We start from the raw sequence: 20,123 nt of genomic DNA, 5'->3' as shown, positions 1-20,123 counted from the left end.
TAAAAAATCTCTGTGGCTCCAAAAATCACTCCGGCCCCGGTGGAAACCCATCCGTCATGATCTGCTCCATCGTCCATGGATTAGTATCTGGGAACTCCTCTTCCGGTACCTCCAGCTCTCGCGAAGCATCCCGACAGGCAATGGGGTAACACTCAAGCAGACACTCATCCATCAACCCATACAAGCTGGGATTCTTCATCAACAGACGTTTAACGATCGCCCGTTCTTTTTCGAGGCTGTAATCGATCACCATAAACCAGCTGCGATACCATCGATTCAATGTGCGCAAATCTTCCTTAAAAGCACGTAGCTGCCACTTGAGCAGCAAAACCATTATGTGAGTCAGGTGGGTTTCCAATGAGTTGACTTTTTCCTGACCCAGGTCTTCCACTTCTTCAATCAAATTTTCCAGATCCAGAGAGTGAAATTTATTCTTTTTTAATAAATCAATTTGCTGACGGGTCCACTGATAAAAATCCGTTTTATACAGGTTACTCATAGTGATGGCCTCCCGATACTACTCAATGTTTTTTTAAGAATGTTAGCGGTATATCAGACAAATTCCTGCAACTTGCCAGCTCGGCTTCTGAACTGCACCTGCGATCGATTCGATCCAGTGAAGCAGAAGGCTATTGTTGCAGCACCTCGGAGAATGAGCTGACTCATGGTTAATCTGGGGGCAACTTGTTCACTGACAGATAACACGTCTTTCGTGGCAATAGCTTCCAGATTTACTCTTGAAAATTCATCAAGAAGGCTTTTATCTCCTTGGTACGAATTCTCTAAATAAGATCGATAGAGTTAAGCCCGCTGAAATCCTGTATAAGAATATATTGATCGTTCCTGAGCTGTTTTATTTCTATAAACAAGAAGCTTAATATGAAATACGGAGCCTTATTATTTAGCCATGCTCTGGAAAAATAAGGCCAGCACCTGAAGAACCTTCCTAAGTCTCGGCGGATTATAGGCTATGAATATCCAGCTTATCGTAAAATTGACAATATATTGTATTTCGAGATTGAGGCATGTTTTCTGCCTGCGATCTAATTCTGTAGAGTATCTATATGACAATCTCATAAGGAGTATAAATAAATACTGGTTTTGTGAGAAAATATCTGTCAATTATCTTGCAAAATCATTATGCGCATTTTTGATTTTATATTGTAAAGTCAGTGTGTTTATAGAAAAGCCTGACTCGTTGGCATCAGGAGCGACCATCTAAAACTTTCAATGAAATCATCAGTAACGGATTTCAAATATAATTAACTTGAAATATATACGGCTGTATTAATCTTTTATTAGATAACTCCTAAAAGTAATAACCATACATGATGTGTATTTATTATCTGAGTCTATACTCTGCTCTGCGGTAACTTCCTTTAAATATTTATTTGAGAGGTAAGTAGCATGAAGTATGTTGTTCGTGTCCTGAGCTTATGCTTTTTGATTAATAGTGTCCCGTTATTTGCAGCTGAAGACCATGATCTTATACGTCTAAGGTCATTTAATGACTTTCTTATGGAAATTATCCGTCAAACAGGTGATAGAACTGTACTGATGGAAGGGGGTGCTCTCTCAATTTGATAACTGACTCATAGGTTAGCTTCAACCTTTCCAGTCATGAACTCAGACCAAAGTTGTTCCCAGCGCCCCTTACTCTGGATCAGTGCTCTTGTTGTCAAAAGCACTTCCGCTCCTGTTGCTTTCCACCTCATTCCAGAACCACATAATCGTTGCTTTACCAGAGTCTTACAAGCCGCTTCAGTAACTCCTGAACCTATTGGCCAATGGCGTTTAAGCGCCTGATGATAATTCATTAACTGGTGATTGTTTGTAAAATAGCTCACAGCTTTGTAGCGCTTCTCTGTCAGTGCGATTGTCTTTTTCGGGAGCTCGGCTGATTCAATTTCCTGAAGGATTTTTTTGGCTGCTCCACGCTTGTTTTTCAAACTATGTAGCCTGTCTTCAAGCCACTGGTGTCGCTTCGCCTTACTGGTTGGAAACAGTGCTTCCGCTGCTCCAGCTAAATATTCAGATGCATGATAAAAATCGAGTATCTGCCCAGAGGTATGTTGTTTCAAATAACTCCAGTTTTCTCTAGCCCCGTCAGCTACCCCGATGTATGTGGCATTTGGGTAGAGTCGTTTTAGATCTGCAATCTCCTCGTCGAGCTTGCTCATAAAGCTTTGTTTACCATACTCTGGCGAACTGGCTGTATATATCGTGTGGAGCCTGTCTCCATCTGCAGAATATAGGCTCAATGTCCCACACATGGCTTCCCTCCAGCCTTCTTCACAAAGCAGCATGCAGGTTCCATCCAGACCAATGGCTATTGTTTCAACAGGCTCTTTTAGTGGAGGAAGGTGGTAGTGAGTGTCTTGCTGGTCTTCAATTAATGCACCTACTCTGTCCGATAAATGCTTGATATAAGAATTTGAAAGCGTCCTTTGATGGTTGGTCTCAAAATCTTCTTTTACCGCAGGCGCTGGCATCTGGCTGTATTTCCAGGCGATAGACTTGGCAAATTTGGGGGTAGCTGAACCAATAATACCGGCACGAAGATCAAGTGCTGCCAGAGTACTGCCACCTCTGACACCCTGATATACGGAGCGCTCCAAAGGTATACGACCGTATAAGGTTTCATAGTGCTTAAGAACCTTTCCTTTGTAGTTCCACTTCTGCTGATTAACGACGATAGGTTCTTTATTGGGTGATTCAAATAGCCCCAATAACTCTTTTGTTCCAAGCTGCCCGGCTTCATTGAGTGCACGCTGTAAACTATCTTCAAGATTCAGCATGTTGCCTGAATCTATAGAAACTTCAATTTGCAAAACGATGCTTTTGGTAGAGCTGGAAATAACAGAAGCGGGCATGACAGTTAACTATTATGAGTGGTGTTCCCATAGTAGCTGTGAAAATAGAGCACTATTGTTTCAATCATTCAGAGAGAGCACCCATGGAAGGTGAAATTGAGCCATGGCCAGAGCACATACCCGCACCAGATCGCCCATGGTATGACGATGGTGTGATGCATATACACTATAAATACGTGTTCACACCACTGATTAAAGGTATTGATAAAACACCTAAGATTTTGCTCTATACCCGCGAGGCTGTTGATTACGCAACTGTTAAGGTATACGGTAAGTTACAACTGTTTAGCCTGATACAAGACTCTAGCAATAGTGGGATGATTCTTCTAAGAGCAGACGATATTAGTGATGAAGGTATTACCGCTGAAGCCATAACAGAAGAAGAAATGGCTGAAGATGAAGGTGTTGTATTAGAAGAAGAAGAAGCTTGATATAACCCATTAAAGAGCAGAGCCCTGGGGAGGATGTAGCCCCTTGAACTGTTTCTGCTTTTAATAATGATGAGTTCGAGCAAACTGTTTCTAGTCATCAGTTTGCACGACTCAAGGGTTAGGCAGGTGGATGTAGTATTAAATAGTTAACTGTACTGCTTCACCTGTTTGTTCGGATAGGCAACGATTCAGCACGGCCATAAATGCTTCCCCCTTACCATCCAGTAACCAATCACCTTGTTTATCATCATAATCAAAATGAAAACCGCCGCTTCTGGCAGCCATCCATAGTTGCAGCAGAGGTGTTTGACGACTGAGAATGACTTTACTGTTGTCTTCGCAGGTCAGGGTAAGAATGCCTGCAGAGGTTTCATAGTCAATGTCCAGCCCGGAATCATCTATGGCGTCTTCAATGGCCAGCATCAGGCCATCCAGGAGTTCATTATATTGACTTTCTTTCATCGTTATCTCAGCACAAACAGGATCAGAATGAGCGAATTCTAGCCTGCATACGGTTTTATCGGTAGAGCCATACGTGATTCGGCAGTTATACTGTATGCACTGAGTATAAAGGAAAGGACTATGAGACAGTTCACTCCAATGATCATGACTGCCATTGCGTTATTTGTCCTGCTGCTGACAGGCTGTGGACAGAAGGGAGACCTTTATCAACCGAAAGCTTCAATAGTTGGAAGTGATGTATCTACCCATCACCCAGGCTAAGAGCCTTTGTGAGCGTAGCCACCGTAGTCGGAAAAAATACACTAAGAATTGAATGAATATGGGGAACAGTCACCTTATGGAGTGGTTTACTTTTCAGCCCTCAGTAGGTCTTGAGCCTGAAACTCAAGCGCTTTTTGCAGAAGAAATTCCTGTTCAACAGCTGGCCAGTCAATACGGTACGCCTTTGTATGTTTACTCCAGAAAAGCCCTGGAAGTCAGCTATCAGGCATACCATAAGGCAATGGCTGAGTGGCCCCATCTGATTTGTTATGCCGTAAAAGCGAACAGCAACCTGGCGGTGCTCAATGTTCTGGCTCGATTGGGAGCAGGCTTTGATATTGTCTCTGTCGGTGAGCTGGAACGGGTTCTGGCGGCTGGAGGTGATCCCGCCAAGGTGGTTTTTTCCGGGGTAGCCAAACAACGTCATGAAATTCGCCGGGCGCTTGAAGTGGGTGTCCACTGCTTCAATATTGAGTCAGAACAGGAGCTGGAGCGTATACAGGAAGAAGCGCTGGCAATGGATAAAATTGCCAGCATCTCCCTGCGGGTAAACCCGGATGTTGATGCCCAGACTCACCCGTACATCTCCACTGGTCTGAAAGATAACAAGTTCGGAATTGATATTAACCGAGCTCCTGCGGTTTATGCCCGTGCTGCTGAATTGAGTCATATTGAGGTGGTTGGTGTTGATTGTCACATTGGATCACAGCTGACAACCACCGAACCTTTCCTGGATGCCTTGGATCGTCTCCTGCTGTTAATGGATCAGTTGAAGGACCGGGGCATTCATTTGAAACATCTTGATATTGGTGGCGGCCTGGGGGTTCAGTATCAGGACGAGACGATTCCTTCACCTGCAGATTATCTGGTATCGGTAAAACAGCGGCTTGTTGAGCAGGGCTATGGTGATGTGATGCTGGTGGTTGAGCCAGGCCGGTCCATTGCAGCCCAGGCCGGTATCATGCTGACCCGCGTTGAGTTGATCAAACCTACTGAGCAGAAGAATTTTGCCATTGTCGATGGCGCTATGAACGACCTGCTGAGGCCATCCATCTACAGCGCCTGGCACACCATTGTAAATACGGTAGTGCACTCTGATGTCGATAGTCATGTGTATGACATTGTGGGACCTGTCTGTGAAAGTGGTGATTTCCTGGGTAAGGAGCGGAATCTGGCCATCAGGGAGGGCGATCTGCTGGCGGTGTATTCTGCGGGCGCGTATGGTTTTGTGATGAGCTCTAACTACAACACCCGAAATCGAGCCGCAGAAATCATGGTTGATGGCACTGAATCGTATGTGATTCGTCGCCGGGAAACGGTTGAAGAGCAATTTGCTTCAGAAAGTCTGCTGCCGTAATAAAGTACGAAGAAAGAACGAAAGATATGTTGCTACATTTCACCAAGATGCACGGTCTGGGTAACGACTTTATGGTGGTCGATATGGTGTCCCAGAACCTGCGCCTGCCCCCGGAAAAAATCCGTCGTCTGGCGGATCGGCGGTTTGGGATCGGTTTTGACCAGTTGCTGTTGGTTGAGCCGCCAACGAATCCCGATATGGACTTTCGCTACCGTATCTTCAATGCCGATGGCAGTGAGGTAGAGCAGTGTGGTAATGGAGCCCGTTGTTTTGCCCGTTTTGTACGTGACAAAAAGCTGATCGGTAGAGACCGGATCCGGGTTCAAACCGCAGGGGGAAACATTGAACTGAATATTCAGGGAAATGGTGAGGTTTGTGTGGATATGGGGATGCCAAGGCTGGAACCTGAACAGGTGCCGTTCAATGCAGAGCAGCGTTCAGAGACTTATCCCCTGCAGATTGATGATCAGGTTATTGACGTTTCGGTAGTTTCCATGGGAAACCCTCACTGCGTTTATCTGGTAGATGATGTTCACAAGGCGCCAGTAGAAACCTGGGGGCCACTTATTGAAACGCACCCGGATTTTCCTCGGAAGTGCAATGCTGGATTTATGCAGGTCCTCAGCACTGATGAAATAAACCTGCGGGTATTCGAGCGTGGTGTTGGTGAAACGCTTGCCTGCGGTACCGGTGCCTGTGCCGCCGTGGTAGCAGGACGTCAACGAGGTCTGTTGGGCGAAACTGTTAAAGTGAATTTACCGGGGGGCAGCCTGTCTATTTATTGGCCGGGAGAGGGCAGTCCGGTTATGATGACAGGAGCAGCAACCCGCGTTTATGAAGGATACACCCGGCTATAAATCCGCTAAGGGCCAAAGACAATGACCGAACAAATCGTCGAAGTTGACAAGGAACAGCAGGAAGCGCTTGATGAGCGGAAGGCTCTGAAACCCAGGCAGGTTGCAGACTATCTGAGAGAGCATCCTGATTTTTTTGTTGGTCGTGATGATCTGTTGTTGGATCTGACGCTGCCTCATCAGCGAGGGGATGCTATCTCTCTGGTGGAGCGTCAGGTGGCACTGTTGCGTGAAAGGGCCCTGGATTATCGACACCAGCTGGCCCGTTTAGCTGAAAACGCCAAAGAGAATGAAAAGCTCTTTGAGCGTATGCGCCTACTGGTATTGGCCCTGCTCGAAAGCAAGGATCTGGAGCAGCTGGTGGAAGTGATCGGTGACAGCCTCAATCATGAGTTTGGTATCGAGTTTCATTCGTTGATTCTGTTCAGTGAAAAACCGATGAGTCTGCCCGTAAGGATTGAGCATACAGACGTTGTTGTCGAAGCACTGGGTTCCATCATGACCAGTGGTAAAGCCATTTGTGGGCAGGTGACTCAGGCAGAGTTGGACTTCCTGTTTCAGGAACAGGCTGAAAATGTTGGTTCAGTGGCCATTGCTCCCCTGAGCTATGCCCTAAGTGAACCGCAGCAGCTTGGGGTTCTGGCATTGGGCAGTAAAGATAAAAATCATTTTAAGGCCAGCATGGGCACCCTGTTTATCAGTTACCTGGGCGATATATTGAGTCGAATTCTGGCTCGACAGCTTCATTCATGAGTCATTCCTCTTCCGATTCTGGTTCTCATGACAATAGCGGCCTACAGAAGTCAGTTGTCGCTTTTATTGATTACCTTCGCTATGAAAAGCAGCACTCACCTCATACGCTGTCTGCCTATCAGCGTGATCTTGCCCGTGTTATGCAGCAGGCTTCAGCCAAAGGTATTCAGGAGTGGGAAAAGATTACCGAGAAGCAGTTAAAGTACTGGCTTGGACTCTGGCATGAAGATGGTTTATCCAGCCGCAGCCTGCAGCGGCTGATCTCATCACTTCGTCGTTTTTATCAATACCTGTTAACCCAGGGCGTTGTATCCAATAACCCGGCCCAACTGCTTCGGGCTCCAAAAACTGGTCGGCCTCTGCCGGTGACTCTGGATGCTGATCAGGTTAACAACCTGTTGGATGGCCAGTATGGTCAGGCGGATGGTGACCCTCTGAAGTGCCGTGACCTGGCCATCCTGGAGCTCTTCTACTCTTCAGGTTTGCGTCTGGCCGAGTTGGCGGCACTGAATATTGACAGCTTTTCCGATGAGTTTTCGCAAGTGAGAGTTCTGGGTAAGCGCAGTAAAGAGCGAGTAGTTCCTGTGGGAAGCAAAGCTCGGCAGGCAGTTCAACACTGGCTGACGTTTCGGGAATTGTTTGCCAGAGGAGAGAGTGGCAGTGCTCTGTTCCTGTCAAAGCAGGGACAGCGTATCAGTACCCGACAGATTCAGAACCGTATCAAGGAGTTTGCCCGAGAAGCAGGTATGCCAGTGGGAGTTCACCCCCACATGCTGAGACACTCGTTTGCCAGTCACCTGTTGGAGTCCAGTGGTGACCTGCGCTCAATTCAGGAGCTGCTGGGGCACAGTGATATCTCCACCACCCAGATCTATACCCATCTGGACTTTCAGCATTTGGCAGCGGTGTATGATAAGGCTCACCCAAGAGCTAAGAAGAAAAAAGATGAATAAACAGCAGTACGTTCTTATTAACCGTACTGCTGTTGTTAGGGCCTGTTGACGTTTCGTTCCGGGCTCAGCGGATCAGGGCTCTCCTATGACGAGGCGCGGCATTGCAGGAAGGCTGGCTGCCTTTCAAAATGCTGCAACAAAGACATAGGGGTGTCCTGATCCGCCCGAAGGATGGTCCAGAAAAGCGCCATCTGCTTTGTCAGACTTGCTTGATGTAGAATAACTACACTCTGCGCAAGTCTTTCGTGCATAAGACGCTTTTCTGGGCCACTGAGTATGCAACGAAACGTCAACAGGCCCTAGCTATCAGAGTAAGAATGCTCCGATAAGGAAGTAGCCCACCAGCGTCACCAGCAGAATACCCATAATATTCAGGGCAAAGCCTGCTTTCATCATATCGGTTATGGCCAGTTTTCCTGAGCCAAAGACAACCGCATTTGGTGGAGTGGCCACCGGCATCATAAAGGCGAAGCTGCAGGCCAGAGCCGCAGGTGCTGCCAGCATCACCGGATCAATACCCAGGGTAACGCCCAGAGCACCCATCAATGGCAGGAAACCAGCGGCCGTTGCCGTATTACTGGTCAGCTCGGTCAGGAATGTGATAACGGTCACGACAAAAGCGACCACCAGAAGCACAGGCAGACCATTGGCAATGCTCATTGCTTCAGCTACCCAACTGGCCAGGCCGGTATTCTTGATCTGTGCTGCCAGGGTTAAACCTCCACCAAACAGCAGGAGAACACCCCAGGGAATCTCTCGGGCTTTTTCCCAGGACATGACATAAACACGCTTATCGTGCTTCACCGGAATGATGAACAAACTGATTGTTGCCGCAATGGCAATAATGGTGTCAGAAAGACCGGGAATATACTCCTTGAGGAAAGGCCTCATAATCCAGGAAATGGCAGTGACGGCAAAGATAATGGCGACCGTTATTTCGCCACGGCTCATTGGGCCCAGCTCTTTCAGCTGTTCACGGAATACCGTTCTGGCTTCAGGGTTCTCTTCAGTGGACAGTTTAAAGCCAAAGCGGGTGAGCCAGATCCAGGCAACGAGCAGCATTAACAGGCTCATGGGCAGGCCAACCATCATCCACTGGGCAAAGCCAATTTCCATGTTGTAATTTTCAGACAGGAAGGCGGCCAGCAGGGCGTTGGGAGGTGTGCCGATCAGCGTGGCCAGACCACCAATACTGGCGCTGTAGGCAATAGCCAGCAATAATGCTTTGGCGAAAGAGCTGTTTTCACCTTCATTGTTGCCACTCACCATGGAGGCAACGGACAGACCAATAGGCAGCATCATCACGCTGGTGGCGGTATTGGAAACCCACATGCTCAGAAATGCGGTAGCAATCATAAAGCCGGCAATCTGGCGATCGGGCCGGACACCGGTTTTCAGCATGATATGAAGGGCGATCCGCTTATGCAGATTCCAGCGTTCCATGGCCATGCCCAGCATGAAACCACCAAAGAACAGGTAGATGGTTGGATGGGCGTAGGGGGCTGTCACTTCCTTGATGCTGGCAACGCCCAGCAGTGGCACCAGTATCATAGGCAGTAACGAGGTCACAGGAATGGGGACAACTTCCGATACCCACCAGATGGCCATCATGGTCGCTACACCCACCATATACCAGGCGTGCTGCTCCATACCGGAAGGTGGTGGCACTACCAGCGTGAGCAATAAAACCAGTGGTCCTGCAAACAGGGATAGCCAATAGAGCGCACCCGGAGAAGATCGTTTAAAGGCTGTATTTTTTTTTGTCACAGTATCAGATCCATTGCGGTTTATACGCATAGTGTCTTTTATTTTTAAAGGTGCGGATACTGATCTGTGTCAATGAGGTGTTTGTTTTTTTGGTATTATGTGCTTTTGTTGAAAAAATGTGTTTATAAACTGTATAAGGCTATGGATTGTTGATAACAGCACAGCTAACTCTGGAAATAGAAATTAGCTGTGAATAAAGTCATGATTGATAAATGCTTGAAAAAAATAAACCACTGGTTTTAGGTTATGATTATTAAACCAGAGATATCAGTATGTATCTTGTAAGGCATCGGCTGGTCTGGCATGTAACATGACGACTCTATCTGTAAATACTTTAATAGTCATGTTTGCATCTAATTCATTTATCTTTGTCATATTGAAATGATATATATAATTTTGTCCAACAGGACCAAGTCTTATAACTGATGACAAATGATCTGTTCCTTCATGAACTGGAATCGTGCAGGTAGCATAATATTCGCTGTAATAGTTCCATGCAGAGCAGGAGGATTTATGCTCTACATGAGAAGTTCTCGCCCAAACATCCATTACCAGTTCGTGCCATGATCCTGACAAGCTGTTGTAGAGAGATATGGTATGATTTTTTTGCAGGCTGTCCGTAGGGAACCCTTTTTTTCCATGTACAAAAGGTATAAACAAATTTGTGTCTTCGCTGGAATCATATGTTTTTAAAGGGTCTTGTTCAGAAATATTAAAATTATCCCTAAAAAAGTCTTTGTTTTTTTCAATTGGCGCAAAAGTCAGGCCACCTGATGCTACGCCTGTGAATTTATATAAGCCATCTTTTTTATCTAATACTAATAAAGGTCGGCCTGAATCACCGCTACAGCTTTTATAGCTTTTTCCATCTTTGTCTTTAATTGGTCTAAGGGACACTTTTAATGTGCAGTGGTGCCCATTTAAACATCTCTGATAACGTTTTATTTTCTCAGAATTTTGCTGAGAGGATAAGACTGATCCTCCATCTGATGTCAAGTTAGTCAATATAGGGTGGCATTCTTTCTCGGGATTAGTATTTCTCCATTTTAGGTCATAAGTAGCCTTGTAGAAACCTATGCGTGGTATGAAATCCACTGTTTTACAGTCATCCCCCGTTGCCCCCAAACCTATTGTTAGATAATCAGGGGTGTGCTCGTTGAACCCGCTTTCTTCCTTGGCTTTTAAATAGATGTCCTGACATGATTGACCTTCAAATGCTGTTTTAGAGCTGTCTTTCCATTGTAAAAATTGATATTTTTGATCATAAACAACATGATCATTATGTGTTTCAAGTCTTAGTGCATGACTAGGAAAATCTGGTGATGTTTTCAGTAAAGCTATATCATCCTCCACTGCCTTATCGAGAAAGTTGAGAATAATTTCAGTAACACTTGGCTTTGCTGCTATCTTTTCGACAGAAAAGTCCTGACCATCATAAACTACGTGCATATCTTCAGTATTTTTGCTGGTGCAATGTCTCGCCGTAACTACTATATCTTTAGCTAAAATACTTCCGGTACAAAAACCACCGCCATTCTCATTCGAAAAAACTTTTACAAGAAATTTGTCAGTAATACCTCCAGCGGCCACCTGGTCTCCAACAAATCTTTTTCTTCTTGAATGAGGAGATTGATCTTCTTGTTGAATATTTTCATCCTTCTCAATGGTGGCTTCTGAAATCACAGAATCAGGTGATACAGGTGTTGGTTTGTTATGTTCTGAAAATAAATTATTCAATGCTTCAGCGGTTTCACTTTCCAACATTGGATTATCCAGCATTGGCAGTGTTGTATGTTTGACTCGATCGGGCTCATAAGTCACCCAGTCACTGGCTTGTGCTTGCGTAAAGTCAGGTAGTTGAGGTGGGAATGTCTCAAATGGATAAGCCCCCGAACTCATTGGTTCAGAAACGGAGTGATCCTGTGAATTGGACCCTAATGTATTTAGCCTCAGTAAACCTGCTTCATTATCCATAGCCTGAATCCCGGTTTGTCTATCCATTAAGGACTTTGCAAGTGCTGCCCCGGCAGCTAAGGTGAGGAGTAGTCCGGTAGTAGTAAAAAACAGAGTTCTTGGAGAGGAAAGAGCTTGACATGTTCTATGTAGAAAATTGCAAGTTCTAGACAGTACGCTGCTTGCATCTTTATGATCATCTCTGGTTTTTTCTATTGATCCATCCAGAGTGACAATATGATGGTTGGAAGATGACGTCTGTAGGTGAGTTGGGTGCTCTCTCTGAATGATTGAAACAATAGTGCTCTATTTTCACAGCTACTATGGGAACACCACTCATAATAGTTAACTGTCATGCCCGCTTCTGTTATTTCCAGCTCTACCAAAAGCATCGTTTTGCAAATTGAAGTTTCTATAGATTCAGGCAACATGCTGAATCTTGAAGATAGTTTACAGCGTGCACTCAATGAAGCCGGGCAGCTTGGAACAAAAGAGTTATTGGGGCTATTTGAATCACCCAATAAAGAACCTATCGTCGTTAATCAGCAGAAGTGGAACTACAAAGGAAAGGTTCTTAAGCACTATGAAACCTTATACGGTCGTATACCTTTGGAGCGCTCCGTATATCAGGGTGTCAGAGGTGGCAGTACTCTGGCAGCACTTGATCTTCGTGCCGGTATTATTGGTTCAGCTACCCCCAAATTTGCCAAGTCTATCGCCTGGAAATACAGCCAGATGCCAGCGCCTGCGGTAAAAGAAGATTTTGAGACCAACCATCAAAGGACGCTTTCAAATTCTTATATCAAGCATTTATCGGACAGAGTAGGTGCATTAATTGAAGACCAGCAAGACACTCACTACCACCTTCCTCCACTAAAAGAGCCTGTTGAAACAATAGCCATTGGTCTGGATGGAACCTGCATGCTGCTTTGTGAAGAAGGCTGGAGGGAAGCCATGTGTGGGACATTGAGCCTATATTCTGCAGATGGAGACAGGCTCCACACGATATATACAGCCAGTTCGCCAGAGTATGGTAAACAAAGCTTTATGAGCAAGCTCGACGAGGAGATTGCAGATCTAAAACGACTCTACCCAAATGCCACATACATCGGGGTAGCTGACGGGGCTAGAGAAAACTGGAGTTATTTGAAACAACATACCTCTGGGCAGATACTCGATTTTTATCATGCATCTGAATATTTAGCTGGAGCAGCGGAAGCACTGTTTCCAACCAGTAAGGCGAAGCGACACCAGTGGCTTGAAGACAGGCTACATAGTTTGAAAAACAAGCGTGGAGCAGCCAAAAAAATCCTTCAGGAAATTGAATCAGCCGAGCTCCCGAAAAAGACAATCGCACTGACAGAGAAGCGCTACAAAGCTGTGAGCTATTTTACAAACAATCACCAGTTAATGAATTATCATCAGGCGCTTAAACGCCATTGGCCAATAGGTTCAGGAGTTACTGAAGCGGCTTGTAAGACTCTGGTAAAGCAACGATTATGTGGTTCTGGAATGAGGTGGAAAGCAACAGGAGCGGAAGTGCTTTTGACAACAAGAGCACTGATCCAGAGTAAGGGGCGCTGGGAACAACTTTGGTCTGAGTTCATGACTGGAAAGGTTGAAGCTAACCTATGAGTCAGTTATCAAATTGAGAGAGTACCCGGTGAGTTTCCATCTTGTAAGCTCGCAATTAAAATGAACCGGCACTAAGACAAGTTTGTGTTAATTCAGTTCAGTTTAAATTTTTATTTTTAATTGCGATTTTTGTAAATTGTTTTTTGAATCGATTTTTTGTTTATAGTTGAAAACAAAAAAATGATGCCAAGGATGATGAGTATATTGAGGATAAGATAATATGGTATGGTTTTTTTTCGATTGACGAGGTGGTAATCGTTGCGACAATGGTGTTGTCTTTAAATTAGATCTTAGATTTTATAATGTTCTTTAAAAGTATTGTTTTTTTTTGTGGATTTGTTTTTTGGTTGATTTACTTTGATGACGAATAGTAATTTTTAATTATAAGATGGTAAGTAAAAATTTTTATGAAGGAAAAAATATTACTGCTCAGTGTTGATCGGAATCATTACTTTCTAAAAGGGCATTAGGTGGGATGGCAATAAGTTGGCTTGAAAAATAACGCGTTTATATTGATGGTTGAGTAGTATTTTATAACTACCACTACACTCTATAGCAGTCTCTTAAGACTAAGAAACTGCTACATATGTGGGGTAGTTATGAGGTAGCGTGTTAGTCGTATCTCACTACTTTGCCACATTGCCCGCAACGTTCAATGCATCCCAGGTACGGGCAAAGGGCGGGGCATAACAGAAATCCATCATTCCCAGATCTTCCGTTGTTAAGCCACCTTTAATGGCAGCAACCAGCGCATCAACCCTTAATACCGCACCTCGACCACCGGCAATCTGGCCACCCAGCAGCTTTTTGCTGACGGTTTCATAAACCAGCTTCACCAGAATATCGGACTGACCCGGGTAGTAGTTGGTGTGGTCTTTGTCCTTAATGACAACTGTCTGATAGTCAATACCCTGCTCTTTCGCGTCCCGCTCACTGAGACCGACACGTCCAGCTTCCAGGCTGAGTACTTTGACGCACGCAGCACCGTAGGCTCCGGGGAAGTGTTTATCCAGGCCGCCCATTACTTCACCAACAAGACGTCCCATTTTATTGGCGTAAGTGGCGAGGGGAATCCATACCGGCTTTTCCAGCTGCCCATGGATAACCGTGGCGCAGTCACCGGCACTGAAGATATTGGGAAGATTGGTTCTGCCCTGATCATCGGTAACGATGGCACCATTGCCCAGCATTTCCAGGCCGAGATCGCTGACAAAACGGGTATTGGGGCGGACTCCGGTACAAAGCACCACCAGGTCTGCCTGATACTGACCTTTATTGGTGGTTAATAAAAGGCGATGGCTTTCATCTTCAGTCAGTGATTCAACCGACTCCTGCCAGTGACAGTGAATACCTTCTTGATTCAGGGTGTTCATCACCCACTCTGCCACCTCTTGGTCAAAGGTACCGGCCAGAGGGTGAGAGGCACTTTCAATAATACGAACATTCTTACCCTGTCGCTCAAGTGCCTCAGCCATTTCCAGACCAATATAGCCGGCACCAATGATGGCAACGTCCCTGATTTCAGCGCTGGTGATGGCTTCTTTCAGATAAATGCCATCCTTCATGGTTTTCACGCAGAATACCCGACCATTGTTAAGACCTTCTTTCAGGCCCGGAACCGGTGGAATCACCGGCTCGGTACCGGTTGCGATCAGCAGGCGGTCGTAAGGTTGTTCAAAGTACTCACCAGTGGTCAGATTATGGACATGAACAACCTGGTTACTGGCATTGATCTGTGTGACCTGATGTCGAGTTCGTACATCAATTCCCCGGGTAGCAAACTGCTGAGGAGAAAATTCTGACATCTCGCCCGCATCGGAGAAGAAATCACCCACGTAATAGGGCAAGCCGCAGGCGCCAAACGAGATCACATCCGATTGTTCAAAGACCATGACGGTAGCATCTTTTGCCACCCGTCGGGCTTTGGCCGCGGCACTCATGCCCGCAGCCTCACCACCGATAATGACGATTCTGAGTGGCTCAGAAGTCGAGGGCTGATTCAGTTCATGCTCTCGGTTTTCAGAATAAGCAGACATCAGGAAACTGCATCCATATCCAGTTCAAGGGAATCATTGCTGTTGAAGGTTTCCATATTCACCTCACCCATGGCACGGCCACCCACAAAACCGGTCGTGATGGCACCACTGACGTTGACGGCAGTACGGCCCATATCGATTAATGGCTCGATGGAAATCAACAAACCAGCCAGCTCAACAGGAAGACCCAGGGCAGAGAGAACAATCAGTGCAGCAAAGGTTGCGCCGCCACCCACACCGGCTACGCCGAATGAGCCAATGGCGATAGTAACAATCAGGGTGCCGATAAAGCTCAGGCTGGTTGGGTCAATGCCCACTGTTGGTGCAATCATCACGGCCAACATGGCCGGATAAATGCCTGCACAGCCATTCTGCCCAATTGTGGTGCCGAAGGACGCAGCAAAGTTGGATACCCCTTCAGACACACCAAGACGCTGAGTCAGGGTCTGAATGGTCAGCGGCATGGTGCCTGCACTGCTCCGTGAGGTAAAAGCAAAGGTAAGTACCGGCAGGACTTTCTTGATGAACTGGATCGGGCTGGCACCCACCATGGTCACCATGATCAGGTGAACCACAAAGACCGCAATCAGAGCCGCATAGGATGCGATGACAAACTGGATCAGTTGCAAAATATCGGTGAAGTTACTGCCTGCCACGACTTTAGTCATCAACGCGAGGATGCCAAAGGGCGTCAGTCTCAATACCATCGTTACGATACGCATCACGATGGCGTGGGCAACCTCGACGGTTCGTTCAAAGTGACCAGCTACTTCAGGCTGTTTGCAGTGTAGACCGAGTACAGCGACACCAATAAAGGCTGAGAAAATCACCACGCCAATAATGGACGTACTGCGGGCTCCGGTCATATCCAGGAATGGATTAGACGGGATCAGGCTGATCAGCATATTGGGAATGGAGAGGTTTTCCACCCGGGTGACAGTGGACAGCAGCTGCTCACCTCTTGCTGCTTCGCGAACACCGGAAGTGATGGATTCAGCGCTTAATCCAAAGCCAAGGGCAGAAATAATGCCAATGGCGGCAGCGATGGAAACGGTCACCATCAGCAGAGCCAGTATCCAGCCACTGATCTTGCCCAGTGTACCAGCGCCTTTCAGTTTCAGAATGGCTGAGATCACGGAGACCATGACCAGTGGCACAACAATCATCTTCAACAGGCCGACATAGCCATTGCCGACAATATTGAACCAGCTGATGGACTCCATCAGGGTTTCAGAAGGGTAACCATAAAAGAGCTGCAGGCAGGCACCGTAACCGACACCCATACCCAGGGCGATAAACACCCGCCGGGTGAAGGGCATGTACTGCTTCTGGAAACGGTAGAGCAGGTAGAGCAACCCCACCATAATAAGGATATTGGCCAGTACTGCTAATGACATGGTTCTTATTCCCTTCCTGTTTTAAAAGGTGTTATTTGCTCAGGGCCTGCTTATGGCTGGCACTAAGACATCCCCAGCTCGAGTCTCTATAATAAGATTTTTTCAGAGACCTGAGTTGAGACGTAAGATCTTTGACCTTAGTTCCGTAAAGTTGTTTTGAGACTAACTACCTACAGTAGCAGGTCGGCCATTATTCAATAATTTGACGGCTCGCGAAAGCATGGTAACCCCCTGTTTTTTAGAATATTTTTTTTGTAATAACTGTGGTTTTATGGAATAAGTAGGAGTGTATCTTAAGAGGGAGTTTTAAAGGATGATACTGATCAAACTTTCATCTTGCATGGTAAGGTAAATGAGTATTTCTCACTAAGAAAATGCAGCCCGTTAGTTTATGCGTTTAGTTCGCGAAGTTGCTAAGGTGTAAGGTTGACTAGAATATAATCTGCTTATAAGGATGTTTACAGGAATAAGGAATTAATACTACAACTCCAGAAATTGAAGCTGATAGATCATGGATAATAACTACCGCTCGCTTGATTTTTATCATGCCTCTGGTGTGGGGCGGATGTCTGAACCACCGTTACCGGCTCCTTCACAAGACAGAGGACAACCAATTGTAGGTGCTGCAGAAAGCCGGATGAGTGCTTCAGCACCGGACAGGACGATTGACTCTTATAAATTGCAACAAGTTTTATCATCGAAAAAAACGGCTGGTTTGACATTGCCACCTCACATGGAAACGCTGGCTGGTCAGATTGGTCAACTTTCAAGAATTACCGGCTCAGACTTTCACAAAATTGATAGCTATTCTATGCACAGAGGACGTATCCCTGTGCTGGAAAATTTATTTTCAGTAGCTGCAGCTGGAAAGCTTCCTTCGTTGCGAGAACTTCTTGAGGACCGAAAGCAATATGTCAGCGGTTTGGGTCAGAGGTTCGGTGACCTTGTTGCTGATCCTATTTTTTTATACCTTCATTTTTTATTATTTTTTCATGCTCGCGGAGTTCCAGATATTAAGAGCCTGGCTCCTTACCATGAAGTAAAGCAGTCAATGATAGAGTACTGGTGTTTTCTTATTCGGCCAGAATCACTTGGGAAAAAAGTTCAGGAGTTGTGTGAGCCAATATTAGGCGAGCCATTTCTTCCTGGAAATTGTGAAGAAACTGGAAGATTGAATACTAAAAAAGAATCAAAGTTATTGTTATCTTTTTATAATTGTGTTGAAAAGGTGGAAGAAAGGCATAGAAGAGAAAATGAAGCAAAATTCCCAAAACGCTCTTCAAGCCACTTACAAATTGGCTCATCGCTCACGAACAGTAATATAGTCAATTTGCTGCTTGATTTTCTGAGTATTAGCTGTGGGGAAAAAGCTGATAGAGTAATGGCTTCATGGCCGAAAAATGTGGTGAGGTTTTTAGATTATGAGTTTTCGAAAATACGGCCTGATTCCAATGCCAATTTGTTTAGATCCAGGTTGGCTTGAACGTGTTTTCTCTGGTTGAATCGTTAATAATTGCTGGAAGAATTAATTTTTTGCCTGTCATTAATATAACCTTCGATCTTTATTTTTATGAAACTAGACGATGATCCGCTAAATTTCATAAATTGTTGGATGTTTTTTATCCTGATTTTTACATCGACCTCTGTCCATCCTGAGTACATGGGAAGTGACTTTTCTAAGGTTTGGCGACAAGTTACTTCTGATGAATATGTCCTTCCTCATAATGAGATTTCTTTTGGTTATCTGCTCAATTGGGGTGTAAATGAAATAAAAAACTCCGCAAAAAGAACATTATCAGATCATTCAGATGTCTTGCCTTATTTTACTAAACTGGTTCATCCAAACGGTATTTGCCTCAGTGGAAAATGGCGAATAATGCATGACAACCCATACGGTGGGTATTTCAGGCAGGGCTCTGAGGCTCTGATTATTGCCAGGGCATCGGTGGCATTGAATAAAACAACAAAAGGTCACCAGCGGGCCTTTGGTTTTGCCGGTAAATTATTTCCTACGACAGACAGTGATGATGTGGTGAAAACGGCGAATTTCTTTCTAATCGATGATCTGGGAGGAACCAGAGCAGAACACTATACCAGTGTGGCTATGACCAATGAACCTGCCAGCTCAATCACGCTGGCCGTTATCAGGCATCTGGTTTATTCCATTAAATTAGCGGTTACGTTTGGAAAGGCAGACAGTAATCCGGGTATTCGGCAGCTTTATGAGGTGTCTTATCTGGGTGAAGAAAACACAGCTACGGTCAGAACACCAAGATGGATGAAAGTACAGGCGTTACCTGGGCAAACGGTAAATGCTGAAGACTTTCGGGATGAACTGAATGTGGATGCTCATGGAGGCGAAATAACATTCTCGGTCTCTGTTGCCAGCTCACAGGATAGCCGTGGTAGAAAAAACTGGTCTGAGATTGGTGAAATTATTCTGGATGCTTCTGTGGTGTCTAACTCCTGTGATCACCGTTTGCACTTTCATCACCCTAAGTGGATTTATAAACTGAATTATTAATTCAATCATCTAATATCGAGCGAAATAAAGGGCTGTTTCATACCATTGTCGAAAATAACGCCATTTCAAAAATGGATAGATGAAGTAGAGCTGATTTAATATTACTACTTTATCTACCATTTATTTGCATAAAACTAAGTCTTTGTTAAAGTCGATTTGCAATAGTCAATTGCATTCGCTAATAGATTGTAATTTCCTGGATAGGAGGGGAACGGGAAATCATGGCATTCAGTTCCCGCCATTAAATGTGAGTGATCGTCATTTCTATGAGCTAAATTAGTATCTCCGTGACGAATGGGAATAGAGCATGATTGCATCATAGGCTCCATATTTTTACCACCTGGTCTCCAAAATAAGCATTCAGCAGTGCTAGAGGCACTACTGGCTATGTAATTGGCACCTTGTTTAAATAGAAATCCCAGTTTTTTACAAACATTATCTGCTCCTACGCAACTTATTCTGGCTCGTCGATCATCAATGCTAGAACCAATGGGTGCTGAAGATTCATCGGTTAGTGAATATATGGTTGCCGCTATTACTGCGATGCCTACAGCTACACCAACGCCAGCAGCGATATAGCAGCGATTATTGTTAACAGCACTAACTATTCGGCCTCCCATTCTTCGACAGAGCCCTGTATTGCTTGCCTCTTCCTGAGTGTAACTTTCGGTAGTGGGAATGAAAACTGCGGTACTGTCACTAAAACCAGCCTGAAAACTAGCTTCCATAGTTTACTCTCTGAACTATTCGAAAAATCCGTAAATTGTATTATTTACATTAATGAGATCAATTTTTGAATTGTTTGAGTTGATTTAAGCCGGATGCATATTAGTTGGCTGTAAAAGATGTGCAAGATTTTTTATGTGG

The 20,123-nt window shown here is 45.2% G+C and carries 17 protein-coding genes; 9 read left to right on the top strand and 8 right to left on the bottom strand.

Going from position 1 to position 20,123, the window contains the following annotated elements; genetic code table 11:
• Positions 1-25: 25 nt before the first annotated feature.
• The gene (locus ACOCLE_RS17680; RefSeq protein WP_419533573.1) at positions 26-499 is read right to left on the bottom strand and encodes a DUF29 domain-containing protein; all 474 of its coding nucleotides are present in this window, start codon (positions 497-499) and stop codon (positions 26-28) included.
• A 1,093-nt stretch (positions 500-1,592) separates the two neighbouring features.
• Positions 1,593-2,873: an ISKra4 family transposase gene (locus ACOCLE_RS17675; protein WP_419532972.1), complete on the bottom strand. Its 1,281-nt coding sequence runs from the start codon at positions 2,871-2,873 to the stop codon at positions 1,593-1,595.
• 14 nt (positions 2,874-2,887) lie between these two features.
• Between ACOCLE_RS17675 and ACOCLE_RS17670 the strand changes: the two genes are divergently transcribed.
• The gene (locus tag ACOCLE_RS17670; RefSeq protein ID WP_419533572.1) at positions 2,888-3,304 is read left to right on the top strand and encodes a hypothetical protein; all 417 of its coding nucleotides are present in this window, start codon (positions 2,888-2,890) and stop codon (positions 3,302-3,304) included.
• 138 nt (positions 3,305-3,442) lie between these two features.
• Here the strand turns inward: ACOCLE_RS17670 and cyaY are convergent, their stop codons facing one another.
• Positions 3,443-3,766, bottom strand: a complete 324-nt coding sequence (gene cyaY, locus ACOCLE_RS17665) for an iron donor protein CyaY (RefSeq protein ID WP_419533571.1) — start codon at positions 3,764-3,766, stop codon at positions 3,443-3,445.
• A gap of 120 nt (positions 3,767-3,886) precedes the next feature.
• On the opposite strand from cyaY, the gene lptM reads away from it, so the two are divergent.
• From lptM to xerC, 5 genes are all read left to right on the top strand, one after another.
• The gene (gene lptM, locus ACOCLE_RS17660) at positions 3,887-4,027 is read left to right on the top strand and encodes an LPS translocon maturation chaperone LptM (protein WP_419533570.1); all 141 of its coding nucleotides are present in this window, start codon (positions 3,887-3,889) and stop codon (positions 4,025-4,027) included.
• Positions 4,028-4,103: 76 nt separating this feature from the next.
• Complete coding sequence (gene lysA, locus ACOCLE_RS17655) at positions 4,104-5,384, top strand: diaminopimelate decarboxylase (protein ID WP_419533569.1); 1,281 nt, start codon at positions 4,104-4,106, stop codon at positions 5,382-5,384.
• Between the two features lie 26 nt (positions 5,385-5,410).
• Positions 5,411-6,241 carry a diaminopimelate epimerase gene (dapF, locus tag ACOCLE_RS17650; RefSeq protein WP_419533568.1) on the top strand — a complete coding sequence of 277 codons (831 nt, stop codon included), beginning with the start codon at positions 5,411-5,413 and terminating at the stop codon, positions 6,239-6,241.
• A gap of 21 nt (positions 6,242-6,262) precedes the next feature.
• Positions 6,263-6,991, top strand: coding sequence for a DUF484 family protein (locus ACOCLE_RS17645; protein ID WP_419533567.1), 729 nt, complete (start codon positions 6,263-6,265; stop codon positions 6,989-6,991).
• Positions 6,988-7,944, top strand: coding sequence for a tyrosine recombinase XerC (xerC, locus tag ACOCLE_RS17640; RefSeq protein WP_419533566.1), 957 nt, complete (start codon positions 6,988-6,990; stop codon positions 7,942-7,944). The genes ACOCLE_RS17645 and xerC overlap by 4 nt, the downstream gene beginning before the upstream one ends.
• Positions 7,945-8,250: 306 nt before the next feature.
• Here xerC and ACOCLE_RS17635 read toward each other — a convergent pair whose 3' ends face one another.
• Both ACOCLE_RS17635 and ACOCLE_RS17630 read right to left on the bottom strand, forming a co-directional pair.
• Positions 8,251-9,711: an SLC13 family permease gene (locus tag ACOCLE_RS17635; RefSeq protein WP_419533565.1), complete on the bottom strand. Its 1,461-nt coding sequence runs from the start codon at positions 9,709-9,711 to the stop codon at positions 8,251-8,253.
• 267 nt (positions 9,712-9,978) lie between these two features.
• Entirely contained in the window at positions 9,979-11,685 is a 1,707-nt protein-coding gene (locus ACOCLE_RS17630) for a trypsin-like serine protease (protein WP_419533564.1), read from the bottom strand.
• A gap of 333 nt (positions 11,686-12,018) precedes the next feature.
• Between ACOCLE_RS17630 and ACOCLE_RS17625 the strand changes: the two genes are divergently transcribed.
• The gene (locus ACOCLE_RS17625) at positions 12,019-13,299 is read left to right on the top strand and encodes an ISKra4 family transposase (RefSeq protein ID WP_419532972.1); all 1,281 of its coding nucleotides are present in this window, start codon (positions 12,019-12,021) and stop codon (positions 13,297-13,299) included.
• 626 nt (positions 13,300-13,925) lie between these two features.
• Here ACOCLE_RS17625 and ACOCLE_RS17620 read toward each other — a convergent pair.
• Complete coding sequence (locus tag ACOCLE_RS17620; protein WP_419533563.1) at positions 13,926-15,335, bottom strand: CoA-disulfide reductase; 1,410 nt, start codon at positions 15,333-15,335, stop codon at positions 13,926-13,928.
• On the bottom strand, positions 15,335-16,732 hold the full coding sequence (locus ACOCLE_RS17615) for an L-cystine transporter (RefSeq protein ID WP_419533562.1): 1,398 nt from the start codon (positions 16,730-16,732) through the stop codon (positions 15,335-15,337). The genes ACOCLE_RS17620 and ACOCLE_RS17615 overlap by 1 nt, the downstream gene beginning before the upstream one ends.
• A 511-nt stretch (positions 16,733-17,243) precedes the next feature.
• Between ACOCLE_RS17615 and ACOCLE_RS17610 the strand changes: the two genes are divergently transcribed.
• On the top strand, positions 17,244-18,215 hold the full coding sequence (locus tag ACOCLE_RS17610; protein WP_419533561.1) for a hypothetical protein: 972 nt from the start codon (positions 17,244-17,246) through the stop codon (positions 18,213-18,215).
• Positions 18,216-18,302: 87 nt separating this feature from the next.
• A complete protein-coding gene (locus ACOCLE_RS17605; RefSeq protein WP_419533560.1) occupies positions 18,303-19,256 on the top strand; it encodes a hypothetical protein in 954 nt (317 codons plus the stop codon).
• 134 nt (positions 19,257-19,390) lie between these two features.
• On the opposite strand, the gene ACOCLE_RS17600 is transcribed toward ACOCLE_RS17605, so the two are convergent.
• Positions 19,391-19,984 carry a hypothetical protein gene (locus ACOCLE_RS17600; RefSeq protein WP_419533559.1) on the bottom strand — a complete coding sequence of 198 codons (594 nt, stop codon included), beginning with the start codon at positions 19,982-19,984 and terminating at the stop codon, positions 19,391-19,393.
• Between the last annotated feature and the right edge of the window lie 139 nt (positions 19,985-20,123).

Origin of the sequence: Endozoicomonas sp. (assembly GCF_965196975.1) — a bacterium.
Lineage (GTDB): Bacteria > Pseudomonadota > Gammaproteobacteria > Pseudomonadales > Endozoicomonadaceae > Endozoicomonas.
The sequence above is the reverse complement of the archived record's forward strand: the minus strand, read 5'-3'. Positions and strand labels throughout refer to the sequence as shown.